This window comes from Veillonella sp. T14073-2, from assembly GCF_002959875.1.
Classification (GTDB): domain Bacteria; phylum Bacillota; class Negativicutes; order Veillonellales; family Veillonellaceae; genus Veillonella; species Veillonella infantium.
The window spans coordinates 55,689-82,228 of record NZ_PPDC01000011.1 but is presented as its reverse complement, the minus strand read 5'-3'; the positions used below and the strand labels follow the sequence as shown (position 1 = coordinate 82,228).

The window sequence follows — 26,540 nt, the reverse complement described above, 5'->3', positions numbered from 1 at the left end:
CAGGGTCCAGGGTACATCAGGCCCTCAACCAATCGCCGTATGAGGGCCTGATGTAGTTGTTCATTATATACACTGTGCGTCACACATCATTTCCTAATTCATTGTATATCGTTTATGCCGAGCTACTAGTGATCTAATGATTTATATGTAAAATTTACAACGACCTTATTATTGAATCGCAGCGCGCAAGTCTACTTTTTTAGTTTCTTGGTTAGCTGGACGATTAATTGCTTCACGAAGGTCTACAGTATGTTCGTCTTGAACAGTAGGTTCTTCACTTGCTTTGTTTTTAACTGTTTGTTTAGCTGCGAACCAAACTGTTTCGTTCATGTAATGACGAAGTTCTTCGTTAGAAACATTTTCTTGGTCTTTAGCCATTACATCCAAAATAGCATCTTCCAATGCTTTTGCTTCGTCGTCAGTCATAGGACCGCCAACTTCTTTTTGTTTTTGGACGATTTCGTTAATACGATCTACCATGCCGCGCAATACATTGTAACCATAGCTATTAGTGAAGCCATCTTTTTCATTGTATTTAGGCATTTCGAAATATTCGTATTCGTTTTTATTACGGTTTTCACCATTCCAGTTCAAGAACACTTCTTGACCATGTACACGACCGATGGAATGTGTACGGAAGTAGTCAGCATAGTTGTGTTTGTCATAGGAATGTAACCAGATTTTTTCAGCTTTTGTCATACGTTCATGGTTATCGTATTTCACTTTAGCTTTTGCGATATTGATTTCCGCATTTTGCCAAGCTTTCACATAGTCATGAACAGCAGACACTGTTTGTGGACTAGCCACAGGTACCAATACTACATTGCCCAATGCTGGAGCAGATACAGGATTAGGTAAGATCAAATTATCGTCATATGTTGGAGCGGATTGTGCACCTACAACGCCTGTAGAAATAACAAGAGCCGCTGCACAAGCAAGTAATGTAGATTTTTTCATTCTATATTCCTCTTTTCTATCGTTAGATTATGGTGAAAGTATCTCTCACGTGTTAACACGTTCATATTTAAAAGCACTGTATTGATAAACAGTAGGGAGAGGCAAGCGCTACGCTAGGTAGCGCATACCTTCCTTTGTTCATTCAGTTCTTACACTCACAAATGATTACATACCAAGTTTTGCCATCATAGCAGCAATTTGAGCTTTCATTTGTTCGTTTTCAGCTTTCAAATCAGATACTTCTGTTTTTAATCCAGCGTTTTGTGCTTTAACGGAAGCCATTTCTTGTTGCATTGCATAAGCAGAGCTGATAGGGCCTTTGCGGTAACGATCTGCTACAGCAGCTTCGCTATCACGGTTGCCAACTTTCCAAGTTACACCAGCGTTTGCCATCATGTGACGGGAACCACCTGCCCAAGCTAAGCCAGCATGCATCATTGTGGACTCGTTTTTGTAATGAGCTACGCCCATTGCAATAGCGGAGTTACCACGGTAGTTACCATAACCAGCCATGATTTGAGTTGGTTCTAATGGATCGTATTGGATAGGTTTCAATGCTGCAAGAGCTGCGCCTTGTGCACCTACACGACCGATTTCATCAGTTAACTCATCGAAACGAGGGCTTGCACCAGTAGACAAGTCGTATACTTTAGCGCCATCAGCACTTTCAGATTCACGAACACCTACGGAACCATCAGTAGATTTAACGATTGTGCGGGAATCTTTCAATTGTTTCAAGTTAACCGCATCTGTATCGTTAGTACCTTTACCAAGGTTAGTAATTTTGTTACCACCCATGTTGAGGTTACCACCAGTTACAGCAAGATCACCAGCGTTGAAGTTCAATGCAGGACCATTTTCGCTATTTCTGATAGAGTTGATACCTTTAAGGTCTTTGTTCAACTTAACAGTTAATGTATCGTTACCATCAGCTACTACGTTGATGTTACCAGCAGCGGATTGGAATGCAGCGGATTGAGCCGCAGTCACACCTTCACCTTGAACTTTAACAAGTGTATTCAACGCATGTTTGTTTTCAGTACCAGTGTTATTACCAGTGAATTTCAAACCATCATCCATAGTTGCCACTTCACGTACGATATCTTTGCCGTCAGCACCTTTAATAGGGTTGCCGTCTTTATCTTGTGGAGTGTAAACGATACGTTGAGATTTATCAGTGCCAGCTTCTGGGTTCACTAATGTTTGTTTACCATCGTTTGTGGAGATATCAACAGATTTACCGTTGCTACCGTCAGCACCTTTAGGACCAGTCAAGCCAATGTGACCTACGCCATCTTTACCAGCGATAGATACAGCATCTTTACCATCTTTACCGATGGAAACTTTACCGTCGATACCGTTAGCACCGTCTTTACCGGAGATGGATACACCATCTTTACCAGCTACGCCATCTTTACCAGGAACGCCAATGGAGTTCAAGCCGTTAAGATCTTTATCAAGACCGATTACAACTTTACCATCTTTAGTCATAGTTTTGATGTTGGAACCGCTGTAGTTGTCATCAGCTTTAGTACCTTCGCCAACGATTTCAAGTTTTTCACCCAAGTTTTTATGGATTTCACTATTAGGACCAGTAGATTGTGTACCGAAGTTCATACCTTTATTGCCGATTGCATCAGCAGTTTCTTTAAGGTCGGATACGTTTACAGCACCAGTCTTAGCATGAGGATCAGCAGCAGCGTTATTAATCTTATCTAAGTAAGTATCGCCAGCTTTATCAGCAATAGAGGAGCCAACGTTTTGTAACTTAGTAGGATCAGTAGAAGAGTTAGCAGCATTGTTCATGGATGCAATAACTTCGTTTGCTGGAACTACGTCGCCAGTACCATCAACATTTGTTGTGAAAGTACCATTTGGTTGTTTGTAAACTTTAGTGCCATCTTCTTTAGTGTATACCACTGGAATTTGAGCATTGTTTACAACACCTTGGTTATTGATCTTGATGTCATAAGCATGACCTTTAGCAGGATCAGTGTTAGTGTCTGTTACGGAGATAGAGTTATCAGAAGATGTAACAGTTGTAGCGTTATCTTTCAATTGTTTAACGTTTACAGCATCTGTATCGTCTTCACCAGCTTTAACGCCTGTGATTTTCTTATCACCAGCGTTGATGCCGTCTTTCTTAACAGATGGACCACCAGCGATAGTTAAACCATCTTTATTAATGTTAGTATCACCAATTTTTACAGAACCATTTTCAGTAAGATCAAGGTCTTTAGACAATTGAACTTTCAATTTACCATTATCGTTGTTTACACCAATGTTGTTATCAGTCAATTTAGCTTTATCAGCACCACCAATGATATCTACTACGTTGTTAAGATGTTTCTTAATAACTTTAGTATCATCAGTTTGACCGTCGTCACCAGCGAACTTCATGCCATCATCGTGAGTTGCTACTTGATGTTCGTTACCATCTTTGTCTTGGTATACGATACGAGTCATAGTTTCACCAGGTTGGCCGTCAACACCAGGAACACCATCTTTTACAGTGATGTCGGCAGTTGCATTTTTACCATCTTTACCAGCAGGGCCAGTCAAACCAATGTGACCTACGCCGTCTTTACCGGAGATAGATACTGCATCTTTACCGTCTTTACCAGAGATACCCACTTTACCGTTGTTACCATCTTGACCAGCTGTGCCAGAAGGACCAGTAATAGTTACGCCATCTTTACCATTGACACCGTCTTTACCATTAACAACTACTTTATCAAGGTTTGTTAATTCTTTGTCTAATGCGTAAGTGTAAGTATGGCTACCATCAGTACCGATTTCTTGTTTTACAGTCAAGTTTTTACCTGCACCGAAGTTTACAGTTTTACCGCTTGCTACTTCAGTTTCAGTAGAGTTACCGTCAACGTTACCAGCTGCATTTGTTTTGAAGCTGTAAGCTGCAGCAGGAGTTGGGATGTTCAAATCAGAGAAGTCGATAACTGCTTTAGTATCAGTTACAGCTTTACCATTGCCATCGTTGTATGTCAATGTAACTTTTTTAGTAGCTGCATCGTATTTGTATACGTTTTCAGTACCGTCTACTACACCGCCTTTAGCTTCAGTGCTACCAGCTTTAACTGCTGTAGGAGCGATGTGAAGCTCTTTACCGATAATAGCATCGGATGTAGATTTAAGGTCTTTAACGTTTACTGCTGCATTTGGAGTTGCAGTAGCTGCATTATCAAGTTTAGTTAAGAATGTATCACCAGTAGCTGTACCAGTTTTATCGATAGCAGAACCAACGTTGTTGATGATAGTGTTACCACCAGTTGTGTTACCATTAGAATCTTCGAAAGATACGATAACATCATTTGCAGGAACAGCAGTGCCTGTACCATCTGGTTTTGTATTGTATGTAACAGCACCTGTTGTAGGATCTACAATTTTGTATACTTTAGTGCCATCAGCTTTAGTGTAAACAGCTGGAGTTACAGCATTTACAGTGTAAGTTTTTTGGCCTGTAGTAGCATCAGATGCTTCAGTTACGTTAACGTTTTCGCCGCCTTTAACAATGGAACCAAGACCAGTGATTACTTTCTTACCATCATCAGTGATGTTGGAAAGATCTTGGTTAGCAATACCAGTAAGCTCTACTTTATCATTTGGTACATCTTGACCTTTACCGTCAACGTAAGTCATTGTTACGTTGCCTTTATTGTCTACAGCATAGCTACCTGGTTTGATGTGTTTTTCATCTTCAAGAGTAGCTACTTCATGAACTTTAGTATCACCGTCTTTAGTGTATGTAATACGGTCGCCATCGTTCTTGATTGTTGTAGTTTTACCAGTTGGATCTTGTAAGCCGATTTCTTTAGTTGTTACTTTTTCAGTAGTTACGCTTGTAAGATCTTTAAGTTCTTTATCAAGAGCGTATGCAACTTCTGTATTACCGTTACCGTCGTTAGTTTGTTTAACAGTTAAGTTTTTACCAGCTTGCATTGTAACGGATTTACCGTCTGCAATGTTTTGATCTGTGTCACCAGAATGTGTACCTTCTGTAGCAGAAACTGCACCAGATTTCAAGTTCCAAGTAGATGCTGTGCCAGCAGCTGCATTTACATGCAAGTCATATGTTACTTGATCGCCATTTTCTGTTTTGTTGATTGTTACAGAATTATCTTTAGAAGTAACAACTGTACGAGCTGCTTTCAATTGATCGTAGTTAACAGCGTCTGTACCATCAGTAGCAGGAGCTAGGTTAGTAATTTTCTTACTACCAGCATCAATACCAGTTTTAGTAACAGATGGACCACCAGTGATAGTTAAACCACCATTGTTCATTACTGTATCGCCAATTGTTAAGGAACCACCGTTAGTCAAATCAACGTCTTTGTTCAAGTCGTATTTAACTACGCCATCAGCAGCTACGGAAGCTGTTGTGTTGGAACCGTTAGTGAAGTTCAAACCTTTGTCCAATTTAACTGTTTGGTCACCAGTACCATTAGCTTTGTATGTCAAAGGAATTTGTTTAGCTGCCTTATCACCATCGAATTTCACTTCGTATGTAGTGTTATGGTTTGCATCATCTTTCACAGGGTTAACAGTGATAGGATTGTCTGCATCAGCTGTGTAGTTACCACCAGTAGTTGTACCACCGTTGTTAACTGTTACTGCTTCACGTGCTGCATCTTTAACTGCATTACGGGAAACATTAACTTCGTATTGAGCATCTGGATCATTAGTATTTTTACCACCAGCTACTGTAACGTCAGCAATGTTAGTGTCGCCAGCTGCATCAGCTTTTTTAACTACACTTTCAGTAGAGGAAGCACCACCAGGAGTAGCAGTATTAGTTACACTAATTTTGAAATCTGTGTTATCGCCAACAGTTGTTGGAGTTACAGTTACATTAGTGGAACCAGAGGATACTGTATATGTTTTATTTAATTTAGTTTTAGCGTCATCGGACAAATCAGCTACTACATCTGTACCAGAAGCAGTTGTTTTAATGTATTGACCGTTGTTAGCACCAACTACACCGAAGCTTAAACCACCAGTTTGGCTCAATTTTTGAGTATCTGTGTTGCCAGTGTTACCAGCTAATTTAACTGTGTTGTTGAAGCCATCGCTTACTTTTTTCAATTGGTCTTCAGTTGCTGCACGACCAGAAACAAACGTTGGGTTAGTAATATCCCAATCTTTGTTTTGTAAGCCAGTTACATAGCCACCTTTACCATCTAAGGAAATAGGGTTGTCGCCTTCAACTTTTACAACTTGATCACCAGCGAAGGAGATTTTACCAGAACCGTTACCATTTGTAATGGAAGAGATATCTGTTAAGTCACCTTCTACATTTACTTTGTAAGGAGTAGCTGCTGTACCATCACCTGTTACAGTAGTGTTTTTACCAGCTTCAACTTTAGAAGGATCAGTGTTACCAGTAGCACCAGTGGAGCTTACTGTGTAGATATCTTGACCTTCAGCACCTTGAGATTTAGCTACAGTTACGCCTGCACCAGCTTTAACTTCTGTCTTAGCAGCTTTTAATTGTTTTACGTTAACTGCATCAGTATCATCTGTACCAGGAGCTACATTAGTGATTTTGCTACCACCCATGTTAAGTGGACCGCCAGTAATGTTGATGGAGTTGCCACCAATTGTCATTTTAGGACCACCGTCAGCATTGGAAATGGATGTAATACCTTTCAAGTCACCTTCTACATTAACTTTGTAAGGAGTAGCTGTGGAGCCATCACCTTCAACGGTAGTATTTTTACCATTTACAAGTTTAGTTTTAGCGTCTTTTAATTGTTTTACGTTAACTGCATCAGTATCGTTTTCACCAGCTTTTACATTAGTAATGTTTTTATTACCAGCGTCGATACCAGTTTTAGTAACAGATGGGCCACCAGTGATAGTCATACCATCTTTGTTGATTACAGTATCACCAATTGTTAAGGAACCATCATTAGTTAAATCAACATCTTTATCCAATGCGAATTCAACAGAAGCGCCGTTAGCTGTGTCTGCTTGTTTTACAGTTAAGTTTTTACCTGCTTGCATTTCTACAGTTTTAGCATCAGAAATGTTTGTTGCAGTTGTAATACCGTTGTTTTTACCGTCTGTAGCAGAGGATTTAATGTTCCAGCTAGAAGCTGTGCCACCAGTAGCAGTTGCATTTACAGTGTAGATATCATGGCCATCTGTACCTTGAGTTTTATCTACAGTTACGTTAGTACCAGCTTTAACTTCAGTTCTTAAACCTTTAATTTGGCTGTAGTTAACTGCATCAGTATCATCTGTACCAGGAGCTACATTAGTGATTTTGCTACCACCCATGTTAAGTGGGCCACCAGTGATGTTGATGGAGTTGCCACCAATTGTCATTTTAGGACCACCGTCAGCATTGGAAATGGATGTAATACCTTTCAAGTCGCCTTCCACATTTACTTTATAAGGAGTAGCTGTGGATCCATCACCTTCAACGGTAGTATTTTTGCCATCTACAAGTTTAGTTTTAGCGTCTTTTAATTGTTTTACGTTAACTGCATCAGTATCGTTTACACCAGCTTTTACATTAGTAATGTTTTTATTACCAGCATCGATACCAGTTTTTGTAACAGATGGACCACCAGTGATTGTTAAGCCATCGTTGTTAACTTTAGTATCACCAATTGTTAAGGAACCATCTTTAGTCAAATCAACGTCCTTGTTCAAGGAGTATGTGAATTGTTTACCAGCTTGGTCTAATACGATGTTTTTACCAGCGCTGAAAGTAACAGTGTCACCAGGGCTTACTTTTTCAGAAGTAGTGCCGTTTGTAGTACCACCATTGTTAGCGGAAGTTACTTTCCAACCAGAGTTGTTGATCGCTTGAGTTACATTGTCAGTAGTAGCAATGCCGTTTGTAGTAGGAGCTACTGCTTTACCATCAGCATTAGTAGTAATATTTTCACCTACTTTAGCAGTGATTTTTACACCATTTGCATCAGCAGATGTGGAGATGAATTTGTCATCACCTTTAACATTCAATGTACCGTCTTTCAACAATACGTCGCTATTACCAGTGTCACCAGCATATTTTAAATTAACGTTTTTCAATTGAGCTACGTTAACTGCATCAGTGTCAGCAGTACCTGCTGCAACACCAGTGATTTGACGAGTTGCAGTTGTACCATTACCTACGGAAACGGCAGCTAATGTAGATGTACCAATTGCACCAGCTTGATCACTATATTTATTAGTACGGCTATCCGCTGGGTTGTAACCTTTTATACCTTTATCTGTAGTTGTTACAGAATCAGAACCTAGAGCAACACCGCCAGCGATAGATGCAGTAGCACTATGGCCGATTGCAGTAGCATCTTTAGCACTTACAGTTGTAGCCCAACCAATACCAGTACCGCCTGCAGCAGTTACAGTAGATTTACGGCCTACAGCAGTAGAACCATCTGCTTCAGTAGAACCATCACCAGCACTTGCACCAGGACCGAATGCAGTAGCGCCTAAACCATTAGCAACAGCTTGTGTACCGAATGCCGCACTGGAGGTACCAATAGATTTAGCGTAACTACCTACAGCTGTACCATTATTACCAGTTGCTTCAGTTTTAACACCGATTGCAATTGTGTTATTATTGTCAGCTTTTACTTCTTGACCGATTGCAATCATACCAGATGCACTTTTAGCTTTACCATCTGCTTGAGCACCGTTACCAATAGCTAGAGCAAAGACATTATTTACTTGACCTGTTGCAGGGTTTACAGTATCGTTACCACGTGCAATTGTTTGTAAATATTTACCAGCGTCACTCGCTACACTACCGATAGCAATTGTTTTACCCGTACCAGCAATTACTTTAGTACCAATACCAATACTATCTTCGCCTGTAGTAGTATTTTCACTACCAACTGCTACGTTACGTTCACCGTTAGTAACGTTGGAAAAACCACCAGCAAAGGAACCTGCTCTATTAACTGTGTTTGTACGACCAATTACAGTTGCTTGGTTAGCATTAGTTGCAATTGTATTACTAGAACCAACCGCTGTTGCTTGTTCGCCATCTACATTATTATTAACACCAAGTGCTACAGCAACATTCTTTTTAGCTTTATTTACATAACCTACTGCTACAGAACTAGAACCTGTTGCTTCAGCTTGACGACCGATTGCCAGAGCAGCGCCTTCAGTAGCGTTTGCACCAGAACCGATTGCGATAGAACGGTCACCAGATGCTGTACTGGAATTACCCATTGCTACAGATGCTTCACCAGATGCTGTATTGCCAACACCGATAGCGCTTGCAGATTTATTAGTTGCTTGGTTTTGGTTACCAACTGCTAAAGAGGACTCTCTATTAGCTACGTTATTAGCACCATAAATAATTTTGCCATTCTCACTATTAGCATATGTACCAGATGCATTATTTTGATAACCAACAACTACAGAGTTTTTAGTTGTAGTGTTACTACCATTTAATGTACCGTCTGGCGTAATATTAATAGCACTACCACCTAATGCAGTACCAGCTTGTACAGGTGTACCTGCTGTAGCAGCTACCATAGCTAAACCAGCTAATACGCTAGCAAGAGCTTTTTTCTTACCACCATTGTTTTTTGCAACTTCGGAAACTACTACGTAGCACTCTTTAGTTTTGCTCCAAACAACTTTAAAGATTTTATTCATATTACTATGAACCCCTTTCTTAACTAGACACAATTACAATCCTTATAATTAAATCATTTAAATACAAAAGAAGGAAAAGCCTAAATTTCCCATACCTTTACGCCTTTCTGAGTATCTTTCATATTTCTTTCATTTTGTGTCATGAACAGAATATCATATATCGAAAATGTTGTAAATAGTTTTCTTCATGTTTTTATCATAAATAGCAAGATTTGTTGTCAGAACCTTTATTTTGTTAAACAAAATTTAATATATGAGTGTTTTTTTACTCATTTTTTCGGCGTTTTATACGTATTTTATAAAATATAATCTATTTTTCTCTATGCAGTACTAGTTTTTTCGATAATAATATTAATGTAAGTTATAAATAAACGATTAATTGATTTAATCTCATTGATTTTTCTCGATTTTGGCATCTATTTATATATTATCTATAAAATATGGATCATGGAAAAATATGAATATAATAATCTAACAACCTTTTAAAGGTACTTTCATATTTTTTTCACATATGAACTCGCAAATGAAATAACTATGAATTTTTCGGCCGATTTTGATAAAAATTATGATATACTAAATCATAATGCGGTATAATTGGGTCATCCCATAGGAGATGATACTAACCATTTTAGAAACTGTATAAACAGGTAGTTCATATAGATATAGATATAGATATAGATATAGATATAGTTATAGATATAGTTATAGATATATAAGTTGGTATTTCTCCATAAAGAATAAGAAAGGACTCGTTATGGATACACAAACTAAAGAGCCAGCAAAAAACACTTCTAATGAAGTATATAAAGAAAATAAAGAAAATAATCATAATGAATCACAACAAATAATTAGTGCTCCACCGCATCAAAAATCTGCGGATCAAGAAGGAATTGATGCATTGAAGGACTCTTACAATGATTTTCTTTATGTATCAAAAGCATTTTCTAATTGTGCTATCAACTCTTTAATCGCCAAAGCACGTCTATACGGTCTCAATCCAGCACCAATTAAGGGTGCCCGTGTCCTCGAGCTGGGTTCCTCTTGTGGTGGTAATATCATTCCTCAAGCGCTGTACTATCCAGAAGCAACTTTCACAGGCATCGACCTATCCCCTGTCCAAATTAAGCATGGTAACGAGTTAATCAAATCTATCGGCCTCACTAATATCACACTGCTAGAAAAAGATATTATGGACATCGATGATGATTTCGGCACCTTTGATTACATCATCGTTCATGGCATCTGGTCTTGGGTACCAGATATTGTAAAAGATAAAATCCTATCCATTTGTAATCGCAATTTATCAAATCGTGGTATCGCCTATGTATCGTACAATACATATCCTGGTTGGAAACGATTGGAACAAATTCGCGATATTATGCTCTATTCTGAAACACAGGCTAAAAAAGATAGCTTGCAAGAACGTACGATTTACACAAAGAATGTGCTAAAGCTAATTGCAGAAACCATGAAGATGGATGAAGAAATTCAAAAACAGTCAGGTTATAAAATCGATAATATCAATCGCGTGTTGCAATCCAATAACTATTATGTAGGCCATGAATATTTAGAAACCTTTAATGATCCTGTTTATGTGGCTCAATTTATTGAGCGTGCAGAGCATCAAGGCTGCGTATATATAGGTGATGCACGATTAGAAAAATCCTTTATTACTTGGTTAGATGACAGCATCGTAGATAATATTAAGGTCCTCTCTAATAATGATTACAAGGCAAAGGAGCAATACTACGATTTTGTTTACGATACACAATTCCGCATGGCCTTATTAACTAAACAATGCAATGCAGGTGCAATCGTACGTAATGAAACAGTAGAGAAAGATATTCTTGAAAGCATTTACTATTGCGGGCTTGCAGAGGATAGACTTGGTACACCAAATGGTTGGACAGATCCTTTACATCAAACTATCAAGTATTTTATGAATACAAAACAACTATTTACTATAGAGGATATTCAAAAATATATAGAAGAACATTATCCAAACGAAACCTTTGATATGAATAAGCTATATGTACGCCTATTCCACCTCTCTATCCTCAACCACCTCAATGCATATGGTGAGAATTATGAATGCTTACCATTTGTAGAAAATGTGAGCTATATTCCTGAGCGATTTATTAATTATGTTTCCACACTAATTGAAGGTAATGGCAAACAGTACATGACGTTAGGTAATATGTTTAACCAAGAGGACGCTAGTGTAGATGAAGGCTTACTATATGTAATGAAGCAAATGGCAAAACCAATCTCTCGCGCAGAGCTAATTGCAATTCTAGATGAAACACTAACGATTACACGCACTCGAAATGGTGAAACATTTACGGTGCCTAGTGAACAATATTTAGACGAATCAATTCAACATATCACTGCTTTGGGATACTTCAGACAATAGATATACCTATATATATATATCTAAGTATAAATCTAAATCTAAATATAAATGCAGATATAGATTGATACATTGATTCATATTTATATCTGCACATAATAAAAGCGTAACTGATAAGAGTGCCGTCTCATCAGTTACGCTTTTTATATTCACTACTATGCGACCTCGGGGTGGAGTTGAGGTATGGCATAGTAGCTACTTATTAAGTTGTGTGAACACTATAAACTAATAGTATCCTTATTTTTTATTAACACGAACGCGTTCGATTGTTGGTTCCCCTTTAGCATTTTTCGCAACTGTATCTACACGGAATAATGCCATTTCAGGGCTGAATTCTGTTACAAGGCGATCATTAACTGTTACGCCGTCTTGAATAGCACGGTATACGATTTGAGCAAATTCATAACGTGTTAACATACGGTCGCCACCAAATGTGCCATCTGGATAGCCTTCTACTAAACCACGGCGAGATAAATCGCTTACAGCTTCATATGCCCAATGGTTTGTAGGGATATCTGGGAACAATGTTGTGTGATCGGCTTTCATCTTAGTACCCGCAACACCATTCAACAATGTAGTCAATTTTTGAATTTGAGCATTTTGTTCAGCTACTGTTTTCTTAAGAGCTAATACTTCTTTACCAATTGCTACACGAGAACGAGATACATTGCTATGAGCGCCTACTTTCACAGATAAACCAGCATTAAATACTGTTTCATCACTGCCTACAGTAGAGCCTACGCTAAGTTGTACATCTTCATTAGGACGATAGAAAGCGCCTAATGCAGCAGCATTACCACTGCGGTAATGGCCATAGCCTGCAGCAAAGTCCCATTTAGCATCTGGATCGAAATCAAGTGGATGCAATGCTGCCAACGCTGCTGCACCTGCTACAGATTTATCAACACGTTTGTCAATCTTAGATAGATTACCTTTGATATTTTTGATATCATTTGTGTTTTTGCTGATATTTGTTGTGTTATTTGTAATTTGGTCAGCAATATCATCTGCAAGAGATACTTTATAGTCGTGAGTATTACCATTTACAGTTGGTGTAACCTTAATATGGTCACCAGCTGTTACAGTTGTAACTTGAGTGGATGCTGCAATTTGATCTTGTACGCGTTTAAGTTGAGATACATTGACTGCATCAGTATCTGCTACACCAGCTTTCACATTATTGATGATTTGGTCGCCTGCGCTGATACCATTTGTAGTGTAGTAAACAGTTTTACTACCTTCACTTGCATACATACCGTATTTAGTGAAGTTCGCTTGTTCTAATGTATCTGTATTTTCGATTTGGATACCTTTAGGTGTAACACCGATATTTTCGCTGCCGTTGAAGAAGCGAGCACTGTCTTTATCGATACGAGCACGAACGTCGTCAGTAGCTTTGCCGAAGTTAGCAGAGCTCATTTCTACTAGGTCTTTATTTACAGATACTTTGTATTCCGCACCGCCATTAGCATTTGTGCCAGATGTAACAGTTGTATTATCACCTGCTACTACAGTAGTATGTTTTTTAGCATCTGCCTCAACAGTAGAGATTTTAGTTTCTACCTTTTTAAGTTGTGCTACGTTTACTGCATCAGTATCATTTGTACCAGCTGCAACAGATGTAATTTGACGTGTTACATCATTAGCTACATCACCAACGGATACAGCTGCCGCAGTCGCTTTCCAGGTAGAACTTGTATCAGTAGATGCTGCTTTGGTGCTGATATCATAACCAGCTGCTCCTTTATCTACTGTCGCATTAGATTTATAACCAAGAGCTACACCGCCTTCAACAGAAGCTTTTGCATCATAGCCAATAGTTGTTGTATTGGCAACAGAGCGGGTTTCACCAGAAGAAAGTCCTCCTATAGCAATTGTATTATCAGCAGTAATGGTATGATCGTTACCCATTACAATATTATTAGATGCATTAGTAATTGTATTATTGTACCCAGTTACGTAATTCAATTTTGCAACATTACCAGCAGTCCCTGTAACAGTATTATTAACACCTGTCATTGATGTCAATTGTGTATAATCGGCTTTATTACCGCCACCAATAGCTAATGTAGATCCACCAGATTTATTATCTTTTACTAAATTACGCACATCTTCTGATAATTTAGTTACAGAGGATGGACCTCCAAAAAGACCTGGTGTTATTGCACCCGCATCTATATTAGTAATAGAGTTAGTAATTTCGTTACCTGCACCGAAAATCAAAGAACCATTAGAATTATTGGTTCTATTAGCAGTACCAACAACAGTGTTGCTTAATCCAGAATAGTTATTAGTAGCTGTAGCGGACTCAATGGAGTTCAAAGAGCCATTAATAGTAGCCCCAAAATTTCTAGTTGCATTAGCAATATTATTGCCATCATAATTGCTGGAAATAACATTTAAAGCACCTGTAGTAGTTGCAACAGTACCATTGGTAAAGCTATTTGAGCCTAATGTTGTTGAATATAAGCCTAGTCCAGCTTTACGCTTTTCTGCGTAAGTGTCAGTATTGACAGTAATATCACCGATTTTCCCACGATAGTTATGAGACCCAATCATGGTACCACCAGTACGAACATACGTATTATCACCTATTGCTACACCAGTAACAACTTTATCTGGTTGTTGTGGAAGACTTCCCATACCAAACGTATTAAAAGTTGTTTGATTAAACGCAAATAACTTTTCTTGTCGCCCAATCGTATTTTCTACATACGCATTCTTACCAATAGCTACTGAGCCAGATTGATCATAATAACTATGAGTTGTTGCATTTTCGCCAATAGCTACATCACCATTAACTTTAGCATAGCCAGACCCGCCAGCATAATTGGTGTGTGCACCTTTACCAATAGCAACTACGCCATCTCTTTGAGCATTAGACCCTGTGCCAATAGCTACGCCACTACCTGCCCCAGCTACATTATCTGCAGCATTAGCTACCATACATAAACTAGATAGCAGCACACCATTGATTAACAAAGTTAATAAACGTTTCCGTTTGTTCATAGTTTAGAACCTCCATTTACAAACTACAAAACCTATCATGCTCTCTTTGCATTAAAATTCACTTTTTATTCATGAGTTTTATATGAATATTGTAGCACGTATACGAATTTTGTAAACAGTAATTTATATATCTATTAAGAGAATATAAAAAAGGATAGTTAATCGATGAGAATTAACTATCCTTTTTTTGGTAAGAGGAAGGCGAACCCCTTACCGGTGCCGTATGATATAGGTTTGTTATTAAGAGAGAGATTTCGAAGTAAACACAACACAAAGATTATCACATAGTTGGAGAGTAACTAAGATGAACGGGCGATCACACGGCATCAAATAATAAGATAATGGCTTTTATAAAAAGCCATTATCTTAAAGAACAATTGATATGAACACTAACGTTTCCCTTACCTAGAGTATATCACTTATATAGGAACAATAGTAGGTTATTTTTCATTTAATTTTCATTAAAATAAAATGAATGCAGGAAATGGCATGACCATTCAATTTGTCTATTCAGTTATCAAAATTATTGTTCAACAAAAACCGTATTAGTTCGTCTTACGAGGTTGAGCATCTTATCGCGAACCGTTGCAGATTGTTCTAAACGATGCTTGCCACCATACCAAGCCATCGGAGTTCCCGCTAAACGGAATGTAATTTTACCATATGCACCGCCAGAGCTATGTTCCGGCTTATTGTATCCCATATCTACAGATACACGCGGCGTAAGTTGCATCTCAGAGCCTATACGCAAACCATTCTTATCAGCTTGTCTATCCTGGTTCCAGTGATAGCCTTCAACATAGACTCTAGCCCAGCGCGCATTTTTAAAGGTTTTACCATATTCTAAGGTATAACCATTAGATACTCGCTCTAAGGTATGCTGGTTCGCATCCAAAACACGCTCATCGGAAGCAGAACCATACCAGTTAAAACGAAACTCGCTTTCACCAGACATATATTCAAGACCAGCACTGAGCCGATCGTGACGATTCAAGAAACGATGGTCATAGAATAGATGAGCCCCATAGAGACGACGGTCGTCCTTGGAAATACGACGGTACCCAACACCTACATTAAGGGTAGTACCCGTATCAGAGGCGCGAGAAATGCGCTGCTGCGTAAACCACACATCACGAGAGGTATTATCGTAATGACCTAGAGGCTGAATAGTCTCCGCAGAATACAGCGGCTTCCACCCTTCTTGGAACTGAAAACTCAGCGTAGTGCGTCGCATCCACGGCTTACCTTTGGCACCATACATAGCATTAGATACATTGGACATAGCCACTGCATTAATGGCGCGGTTCACTGCATCCACATTGCTATACTGCACGGTCTTAGTATCTTGCCGATCCATGATGAGCGGCCCACCTTGGCCAATCACATGGTCTGGTGTGGCAGCAGGCGTAATGTGAAAGCCCTCTGATGCGGCCTTCATGCGCTCTGTTTGAGCATCAGTTTTTGCAGACACTACGCCCTTATCATTATGTAATTGTTGTTTTTCTGCCTCAGCTGTACCCACACAACACAATAGGGCGCTCAAGGCGATACACACAATACGTTTCATTACTCTCTACATTTAAAATTCATGAACAACAAATGAAATATATACTAGTGTATCGAATAATGTTTATGTATGTCAAGATAAGAGGTCACTAGAAACGTATTATATTACTATTATATGTATATAAAAAGAGGTAATAACCATGTTATTACCTCTTTCATATCCTTTATCAATATTAAAGCTTATTCTATATTACTACACTGAATATTAAATATTTGATATTAGATTCTATTTTTCATTAAGTTTTTGCACAAGCATATCTACTGTTTCTTGTAGTTTTTTGTTTTGTGCTTCTAATGTATCTACCCGTTGTTCCAATGCGTTATAGGATGCAGGGGAAATCTTAGGCAATGTTTTATTTTCACCGAATTTATAGGATACGCCTACATTAGTCATCAAATCACCACTTACAGTTGTACCTGCTGTAAGGAGTAGGTTTTCTTTCGGATAGTAACCTACGCCAAGAGCCAATGCATTTTCGCCCTTGTAGTGACCATAGCCACCCATAACTTGAACCTTGTGATCAGGATCAAATTGTAGTGGATGCAATGCAGCTAGTGCTGCGGCGCGAGCATCACCGCGGTTGGATTCTTTTTCCACGTGGCGTACATCTCGATGCAATACATCAATTTGTTGGTTTGTACCATATAATTGGGAGCCGTTAACCACATCTGTAGAATCCGCTGTAATACGACCTGCTGCAACATGAGTGATAGTGCGTTCTTGACCTGCTGCACCAACGGATACAGTAGACACAGGAGCAGTACCGGCGAATCTTTCAGTAACACCATTATTGTAGGTATAACTTGGAGTGCTCACTACATCACTACTTTCAGCAGTAGAATTATTACCTAATACAACTGCATTGTCTAGAGATGTTTTCACATTATTACCAACTACGAATGTATTATTAGCACTCACTTGGTTCTTATTACCAACACTGTAGGAATTATCGCCCTTAACAGTATCTACATTATACGTACCTACACCAAAGGCGCCTGATTGGTTACCTTCAATTTTGTTATATGCGCCAATAGCGGAGTTCTTATCGCCTTTAAAGATAACACCATGACCCATGCCATAGTTAAAATTACCATTTACAGTAGAGTTAGAACCAATTAATACAGTGTTATTCCCCTTACTAGCGGCAGCTTGAGAAGCGCCGAGCCATACGTTTTTATTACCTTGAGAGTAGGAACCTGTAAAGTAGCCTATAGCAATTGTATCGGAAATGGTTGAATTATAACCTGCTGCAAAGTTACCTAAGAAGTTATAATCACCTTTACCGCCTACAAATGTCTTAGAGCTAAGCGCTACGTTACCACCACCTTGAGAACCATTCAAAGCAAGACGACCGATGGCAATATTATTCCCCTTTGCATTTGGATCCCCTGCATGGGCATAGGGATCGCTATTAGCCGCCCCAGTTTGACCACCAAGATGTACATTATCTGAGTTAGTGAAAGATGACCAGCCTTGTAAACCAATGTTATAAGTGGCACCACCACTAGAAACAACAGGAATATCTGCAGCCTGTACCAAGCTAGCAGAAGATATAGTCAAAACTCCGAGTACTGCTAATAATTGTAGTTTCTTTGCGTGATTCATAATCATACGCCTCCCTTGTTACACTACAAAACACTTCTCCTTCATACTTTCCTCATAATTCTACAAGTAGATTATACTGCTATCGAAAAAATATGTAAATAATATAAATAATAATTCATAAAGAATAAATCAGATAATATAATTAATGAATAAACAAACCCCCGTGGAATTTGTTCCTACGAGGGCATTTGTTTTGAAAACAAAAGAGGTAACGGCCTATGCCGTTACCTCTTTCATAGATATATAGTTGTATATACCGATTAGCGGATGCGTTTAACGCGGTTATTACCGTCACGCATAGCTTCTTTCAAGCTGTAGATTACCATTTCGTTCATGTAGAAACGCAATTCATCATTAGACATGTTAGCTGTATTCTTTTCAAGAATTGCCAAAATTTGGTTTTCATATTCAGCTTGATTCATGTCAGACACAGTTGTGTGGTTTGTGAAGAATTCTTTGTAATCTAAGTACAAGCGGTCTAATGCTACGCGAGCATAGCTATCTTTTTTATAGCGATGGCTTGTAATATACCAGTCACGACGAACATTCATGTAGTACAACACGTTATTAGTATAACGTTGTTGACCAGACATTACGCGATTGTCGTCTTTGATTAAAGCATTGCTCATCCCCAATTGGAATGCTGCAAATTCAGATACTACAGCTTTTACCTCTTCACTAGGAACAGCTAGAGAGATTTCTTGTTGTTCTGCAGTCAAAGGAGCCGCAGGTTGTTCAGGCATCATCAAAGGATCTTGTGCCGCATGTACTTGACCAGCAACACATACAGAAGCAATTGCCATAACTGGTAATAATTTAATTAGTTTCATAAGTCTCCTCTCTCGAAGTGCCCTCCCCAGAGCTACTTCATTTATCATGTAATAGATATTATCTCTTGAGGAACTTTTATCCCCATAGAGACCCCCATACTAAGCATGGTAAATTTATTAATACAGTGTGCTTCAATCAATAATGATTCTAGTAGCTTACATTTTCATTAGTATACACGATATATCGTATTTCGTCTATATAGTTTTTCATTAAGGTTAGAAGAAAAATGCATAGGTGGCTATATAGTTAGTTCTATACTCCATACAATAAAAGCCTCCTAATAATAAAGTCATGACTCTATTATTAGGAGGCTATATATGTTAGCTATTGTACAAAAGATTATTTAATAAATCTACACTTAGAACTTATGTGTAAATCCTGCGTTTACGCCCCAGTCTGCTTGGTAGTCACCAGACAAACCTGTGGCAACGTCAGCAAATACGCTATTGTTGCTATTAAAGCCATAACGGCCGCCGAAAGCAAGTTCAGTCCAAGTACCTTTAAGGTCTTGCTCTGTTAATTTCGCAACACTGCCACTAGAGAATGCGGTTTTTACATTGCCTGTGAAAGCATGACCTGCTGCAAAACGTGTATAAAGGTTACCATTACCGAACTGTTTACCCAATTCAAGGCCAAGCTTACCAGTAGTACTATTTACGCCAGATTGGTTAACAGATACATTATCTACAGTAAAGTTACGGCCACCAAAGTGTGTAAAGTTCAATTGTGCTTGTGGTTCTACATAGAAACCATTAGCGTATTTCAATGTTTTACCATAGCGAACACCGATGCTGTACGCATTGGATTTTGTATTGCCAGACATAGCTTCGCCAATTTCATTACGAGCTGTGAAGTCATTAGATACGCGACCAACTTGAGTTTCTACATGAACATATTGATCTTTGCCAAGGTCTTTCAAACCATAAGCACCAACGGAGAAGGATTTCACCTTGCCGGAACCATCGAATACATAATCTTCGGAACCGCGAAGGTAGGACACTTGACCACCTACAGTCCAGCCACGGCTGATTTTAGCATCATAACCACCTTGGATGCGTGTATAATCTGTAGCTGTATCAATACCACTGCCAGAGTAGCTGTACTTACCACCACCGATGCGAGCCCAAATACCAGTTGGTTCACCTTGTTGCAATACGCGAGGACGATACATATCGTCAGCTACTGTACGCCATACATTGATATTACCTACTACAGCGGAACGAATACCACGCATATGAGGTGTATCATAAGCACCGCGAATAACAGGGTTAGGATTTGGAGTTACAGGATTAACAGGTTTTGGATCCGGAGTTACTGGTGTAACTGGCTTAGGATCTGGAGTTACAGGTGTAACTGGTTTTGGATCTGGAGTCACAGGTGTAACCGGTTTAGGATCCGGAGTTACAGGTGTAACTGGTTTTGGATCTGGAGTTACTGGTGTAACTGGTTTAGGATCCGGAGTTACAGGTGTAACTGGTTTTGGATCTGGAGTCACAGGCGTAACTGGTTTAGGATCTGGAGTTACAGGTGTAACCGGTTTAGGATCTGGAGTCGGTGTAGGTTTTGGTTCTGGCACCACATAGGAGCCTTGGCCATTACCGTCTTTCCATGTAATATCCCCTTCTTTTTGGTCTGTAGTCAACGCTTTTTTGTAGCTAGACACAATACCTTTAGAAGCAATAGATACTGTACCAGAAAGGTTTCTTTCACCGTTTACATAGTTTTCATAATAGAATTTGTGGGCCAAGTTATCTAAAATCTTGTTTACATTGCTTTCAGAAGAAGTATCAAGATGATCGCCTGTTACATAGCCATGCACGCCGGAGCCAGCTGCAGCAGATTTCACGATGAAGTTACCACCCTCGATATCAGCCGGATCAAGACCATTTTTCTTGGAGCCTTGTTTAGCGAAGTTCAAGCCCGTGCTATCACTCATGTCATAAATAACATTGATATGGCCGTCCAATTTATTTACATGAATGTCGCTGCGAGAATCTTGCGCAATACGGCTGAAACCTTCGCGCGTACGAGTACCTGTGAGGTTGTTAATACTACTACGTTCTGTTTTACCATCAATTTTGAAAGATTCCAAGCCGCCCATGCTATCATGGCTCCACATGCCACCATCAAAGGTCATGTTGATTTCGCCACCTTTATCCTCTAAGGTGTTCACAGCTTTACCGGAGAACTGGTTAGGACTGTTATGTGCACGACCTAGACCGATATTAATCACAGATGGTTGCTGTTCTTGATGAGGAGGCATCATTTTATCAGATACCAGCACATCACCTTGCATATTAAACACTTTGTGTTTTACAGTACCCGCATCATCAATGCCGAGATTAATTTTACTATTATATGCAAACGCTACTGGATATGGAGACTTCCATGGTGCAGTAGTCACGTCCATAACACCGCCATCTACTTGAATGGAACTGTTATTTAGCATGCCTGTAATGAAAGCTGGTTGACGATAGCGTTTAGGCAATTGAGATGCATCAGGAGTATCCAAAGAGCCAATTGTAACTTGACCACCATCAGATGCGACTACACCATTCGCAGTCGTATTACCAGTACTTTCAAATTTACTTTCAGAACCTACGGCAAATACGCGGCCATCAGAATTAAGACCTGCTGCAGCCCATGTACTTGGCACGGCCATCGTAGATGACAATAAAGTCATCATAACAGCAGATAATAAAATCTTATTTCTACCTCTCATCCTCTTACACCTCAACTATTAATACAATTACACTCAAATTTGTGAAAGTCTCTTCATAAACGAATATATCTATAAGTTGATTTATCAGTCGTTATTTATAGAAAAAGATAGATATATACTCACTTTATTAAGAACTCACGTCTAACACTTTTTAAAATATATTTAAAATATTACACTATTTTTTGTGAATTGTAAATGAATTTCTATATTTTTATTTAAAGTTATTTAAGACATTAATATTTGAGTTATAAAACGAGAACATAAAAAAGCAGTGACTAGATCACTGCCTTTACTAATTCAAATTTATTGAAATCTATAGTATTATTCATCGTAATTTGACGATATATATGATTATATCTATAATATAAACAGATAGCCAAACGAGTGGTTCCGTCGGGCTCATCTCAAAAGGATTAAAAACATGATGAAATGGCCTTTCAGTTATCGAGTTATTGGTAACGAAGGGCTATTTGTCTTTTCCAAGACAAATAGCCCTTCATTATCCTAGGATCGCTATTAAATTCAAGTCACATCTTAGGCTTTAAATATAACACCATTATGCTCTAGTTGTTCCACTGTTTTTTTACCAATGCCCGGTAGCATCAATACTTCTTGTTTAGTAATTGTTTTAAAATCATCTACTGTGTATAGGCCGGCTTGTGAAAGTGTAATTTGTGCACCGAACCGTATATTGTCATATACCGGATTTCCACGCAAAGCCCCACCTTTAGCAACCTCTACGGGGTTCATATGAGCGGACTCGCGTTTTCCCATATAACTATCATTAGAGTACCGATTTATAACAGTTCGACCGGTAACACGTTCATACGCATCATATAGAGTCTGCCATAGTGGACTTTCAAAATCCACTAATTGAGTTGGTAAAAATGAGATAGCAGTATATAAGCTTATTAATTCTCGTGGGTCAGAATCTATGTTGCTCACTTGGTCTACCATATACATAATAGCCTCTAAATGATCTTCTACAAAATCGTTCCAGCGCGTTGCATCTTGTAATAACCAATCAATATCTTCATATTCATCAACAAGATCTGCTAATACATCATGGGCTATCTTGCTTTCACCACACTGCAAAGCCAATAGAATATACAGCATATGCATAGGCAACATGATATCCGGAGCCTGATTAAATGCATTTTGTATATCATCGCAACATGCAAGATATCGCTGATATACCTTGCGGCCGCGATCCCAGTTGGCAGCGCCACAACAAGCAACCATCATATACACAAGAAATCCCGAATGATCTTGCTTGTCTCCGTGAAAAACTGGCATAAAGCAGGTAATCGCATCATTATACATATTATATTCTAAATATATCATCCCCATGTCGATGAGGCAACGCATATAAGGACGCGTCTCTATTATATTCCAATCTATTTTCTTTGGTTTTTTCAACGATTCTACTAGCTGTTTCAACTGATAAATTTGAAAGCTTGGATGTAACTCAAGGGCTATGAGTTCTCGTTTAGCATCTACTTCATCTGGACATAATGCAAGGATTTCATTGTATAACTTCCTTGATTTCTCATTCGTATCAGCCTCTTCTGCAGCCTCATATAAATCACGTAATTTCATTTCTATCGTATTATTAAAATCACCACGATTATATTGAGTCATAAATGCTTCTAACAAATCCTCAATAGATTTGAAATCAGATTCATGTTCGGATACAAATTGTTTCTGTAAACGTAATAATAACTCACTATAAAAGTTAAACATAGAGTATCTCCTTATACATATGAACGTAAAAATACTACTCATATGTAATATAGCACGAGGGAATATATTAATTCTAGAGGTAATACCTCGACCTATTAATATCTCATCTGAAAATGGGTTGGCAACTAGACGATAAAAATGAGACACCGATTATAGTCGATGCCTCATTCTTTTGGGGGTCTATCAATATTAGGGTTATAGAAATATACGAAATATATTATAAAAGCCCCATGTATTAGATTGTTACATCCAATACATGAGGCTCTTTTTTTATGAGTGCTATATATTTATATAGTAACTATTATATTAGAATTTATGTGTAAATCCTGCATTTACAGACCAACCTGCTTTATAGTCGCCAGATAGACCTGTGCTAATATCAGCGAAGATGCTGTTATTTGCATTGAAGCCATAGCGGCCACCAAATGCGAGATCTGTCCAAGTACCTTTAATGTCTTCGGATGTGTATTTAGTAGTAGCACCACTTGTGTAAGTAGTTTTTACTGTACCAGAGAAGGCATGATTTACGCCAACGCGAGTATAGATATTACCTGCACCGAAGTTTTTACCGATTTCAAGGCCAAGACCACCTGCGGTGCTGCTCACACCAGATTGCTCTACATGCATGCTGCCAGCATTGAAGCTATCGCCACCAAAGTGAGTGTAGCTTAATTGTGCTTGTGGTTCAATATATGTACCATTTGAAAGCTTCACAGTTTTACCATAGCGTGCACCGATAGAGTATGCATTAGCTTTAGTCTCGCCAGACAGTCTTTCACCAATTTCATTACGAACAGTGAAGTCGTTAGATGCACGACCTACTTGAGACTCGATGTGGATGTATTGGTTATTACCAAGATCTTTCAAGCCGTACGCACCAACAGCAAAGGCTTTTTCTTTGCCAGTACCGTTAAATACGTAATCATCATTGCCACGAAGGTAAGACACTTGACCACCTACTGTCCAACCGCTGCTAGTTTTAGCATCGTAACCACCTTGAATGCGTGTATATGTAGTATCTGTGTCGATACCTGTTGCATTGAAGCTGTATTTACCACCTCCAACGCGAGCCCAAATACCTGTTGGTTCGCCTTGTTGCAATACACGTGGACGATACATATTATCTGTCAATGTTCTCCAACCATTGATATTACTCATGATAGAAGAACGAGCGCCGCGCATATGAGGTGTATCAAAATCACCCATGATAACGTGAATATGACCGTTGTTCTCAGGTTTAGGCGTTGGAGCTGGAACCGGTTTCACCTCTGGTTTTGGAGTTGGTTGAGGTGTAGGTTTTACCTCAGGTTTTGGAGCCGGAGCTGGTGTAGGTTTTACCTCTGGTTTTGGTGCTGGAGCTGGCTCTGGTTTTACTTCTGGTTTTGGAGTTGGCTTAGGTTGAGGCTTAGGCTCAGGTTTTGGAGTCGGTTTTACCTCTGGCTCAGGTTGAGGTTTCGGAGCTGGTTTATTTTCACCATATACGTATTTACCTTGACCATCTTTATCTGCTTGCCAAGTAATGTCCCCTTCTTTAGCATGACCTGAAGTAATAACTGTAAAACGACCAGATTCAGAACCATCAGATGCAATAGCTACTGTGCCTTGAAGGTTTCTTTCACCATTTACATAGTTATGATAATACATCTTATGTGCCAAATTATCTAAGATCTTATTTACATTCTCTTCGGAAGACATGTCTAGACCTTTTTGAGTCGTGTACACATGAGCAGCCGCACCAGGAGCTGCACTTGTAATGTGGATATCACCACCCCAGAAAGAATCTGGTGTCACACCATTATAGGTTTTAGTTGGTGGTGTGTATTCTGGATCTTCCGTATCGGCATACTCACCATTCGCATCGTAGAAGAAGTTTACATGACCGACTAACTTATCAATGTGGATTTCATTGTGCTCATTTTGCACTACAGCATTTTCAAAACTACGATTTTTAGAACCTACCAAGCGATGTACACGGCTTGGTGTTGTCATTGTACTAAAGCCAGTACCATTTAACCCACCTTGATAAAGATGATCCCAATAGCCACGTTGACCAAGGTATACATTAATATGGTTTGGTTGTTTTGCATTTTTATCTGCTACATTAAGAGCAAAGCCAGTCCACATTACTTCATCACTATCTAAACCGATATTAATTACAGATGCATAATTAGGGTTGCCATCGATACGGACATCACCTTCAATAGACATATCATGTCCAGTAAAATTACCTGTATTACCATCTACGCCAAGATTTACAGTACCACCTTTAGAAATAACAACTGGATTACTGCTACGACCAACTTGAAGATCACCATTTTTAATATTCACAGTACTGCCATTTTGGCTAGTAATGATAGTATTACGTTCATCAATTAATCTACCGGTTACGTAATCTGCATTAATGGTACTCAAATTATCTGCATCAAGCCCATACATTGTACCTTGCGGTGTTCCCAAGTCTACAGTTTCACCCTTAGTCAAACTAAAAACAGGATATTCCGCCATTGCATACTGACCTACAGAGCTAGCAATCGTCAGGGCAATTGCTAAGGATAATTTCGCTTTACACATGCGTTTCATAAGAACCCTCTCTCTACACAATATAAACTATTATTAAATAATTTAATTATATTTAATATTTGCATTTTTGTAAATACGAGGAAAATTTACCACATATTGTATATAACAATATAAAAAGCAGTAACTATAGTTACTGCCAAGGTATACGTATATATATTTTTGTATATTTCTATTTATAGATTCTTATTGATTCGCTTATATGTTCGCCATATAATGGACTTAGGATAGCCAGTGAGGTCGGGCCTCTCTTCGTTAATGAAGGGAGGGTTGTCTATGAGTGATTATGAGTTAATCATGATAATTCTAGAGGCAATGACGGTTGTCATTGCCTTTGGTGCACTTGTGGCTCTTATTTGTCTTGGAAAAGACAAATAGCCCTTCGTTATCCCCTGGATAATTAGGTAACTGAAAGGCCATTTCATCAATTTTTTGTAACTGTGAGATGAGCCCGACGGAACCACTCGTTTGGCTAT

The 26,540-nt window shown here is 38.8% G+C and carries 10 protein-coding genes; 1 reads left to right on the top strand and 9 read right to left on the bottom strand.

The features are described 5' to 3' along the window. Positions 1-168 precede the first annotated feature (168 nt). On the bottom strand, positions 169-957 hold the full coding sequence (locus tag VCHSUH04_RS09020) for a hypothetical protein (protein WP_105086286.1): 789 nt from the start codon (positions 955-957) through the stop codon (positions 169-171). 165 nt (positions 958-1,122) lie between these two features. Further along, positions 1,123-9,600 carry an ESPR-type extended signal peptide-containing protein gene (locus VCHSUH04_RS09015; protein ID WP_105086285.1) on the bottom strand — a complete coding sequence of 2,826 codons (8,478 nt, stop codon included), beginning with the start codon at positions 9,598-9,600 and terminating at the stop codon, positions 1,123-1,125. A gap of 754 nt (positions 9,601-10,354) precedes the next feature. Here VCHSUH04_RS09015 and VCHSUH04_RS09010 point away from each other — a divergent pair. Beyond that, positions 10,355-12,013 (top strand): class I SAM-dependent methyltransferase, encoded by a 1,659-nt coding sequence (locus tag VCHSUH04_RS09010; RefSeq protein ID WP_105086284.1) that lies wholly within the window; start codon positions 10,355-10,357, stop codon positions 12,011-12,013. Positions 12,014-12,247: 234 nt separating this feature from the next. On the opposite strand, the gene VCHSUH04_RS09005 is transcribed toward VCHSUH04_RS09010, so the two are convergent. The 7 genes from VCHSUH04_RS09005 to VCHSUH04_RS08975 all read right to left on the bottom strand — a co-directional run bounded on the left by VCHSUH04_RS09005 (position 12,248) and on the right by VCHSUH04_RS08975 (position 26,067). Further along, complete coding sequence (locus VCHSUH04_RS09005; protein WP_105086290.1) at positions 12,248-14,956, bottom strand: S-layer homology domain-containing protein; 2,709 nt, start codon at positions 14,954-14,956, stop codon at positions 12,248-12,250. Positions 14,957-15,542: 586 nt separating this feature from the next. After that, positions 15,543-16,586, bottom strand: a complete 1,044-nt coding sequence (locus tag VCHSUH04_RS09000; RefSeq protein ID WP_105086283.1) for an inverse autotransporter beta domain-containing protein — start codon at positions 16,584-16,586, stop codon at positions 15,543-15,545. A 225-nt stretch (positions 16,587-16,811) separates the two neighbouring features. Beyond that, complete coding sequence (locus tag VCHSUH04_RS08995; protein WP_105086282.1) at positions 16,812-18,191, bottom strand: YadA-like family protein; 1,380 nt, start codon at positions 18,189-18,191, stop codon at positions 16,812-16,814. A 260-nt stretch (positions 18,192-18,451) separates the two neighbouring features. Continuing rightward, entirely contained in the window at positions 18,452-19,021 is a 570-nt protein-coding gene (locus VCHSUH04_RS08990) for a hypothetical protein (protein ID WP_105086281.1), read from the bottom strand. A 359-nt stretch (positions 19,022-19,380) separates the two neighbouring features. Next, positions 19,381-21,744: an autotransporter domain-containing protein gene (locus VCHSUH04_RS08985; protein WP_105086280.1), complete on the bottom strand. Its 2,364-nt coding sequence runs from the start codon at positions 21,742-21,744 to the stop codon at positions 19,381-19,383. Positions 21,745-22,278: 534 nt separating this feature from the next. After that, positions 22,279-23,487, bottom strand: a complete 1,209-nt coding sequence (locus tag VCHSUH04_RS08980; RefSeq protein ID WP_105086279.1) for a hypothetical protein — start codon at positions 23,485-23,487, stop codon at positions 22,279-22,281. 306 nt (positions 23,488-23,793) lie between these two features. After that, complete coding sequence (locus tag VCHSUH04_RS08975; protein WP_105086278.1) at positions 23,794-26,067, bottom strand: autotransporter domain-containing protein; 2,274 nt, start codon at positions 26,065-26,067, stop codon at positions 23,794-23,796. Positions 26,068-26,540 lie beyond the last annotated feature (473 nt).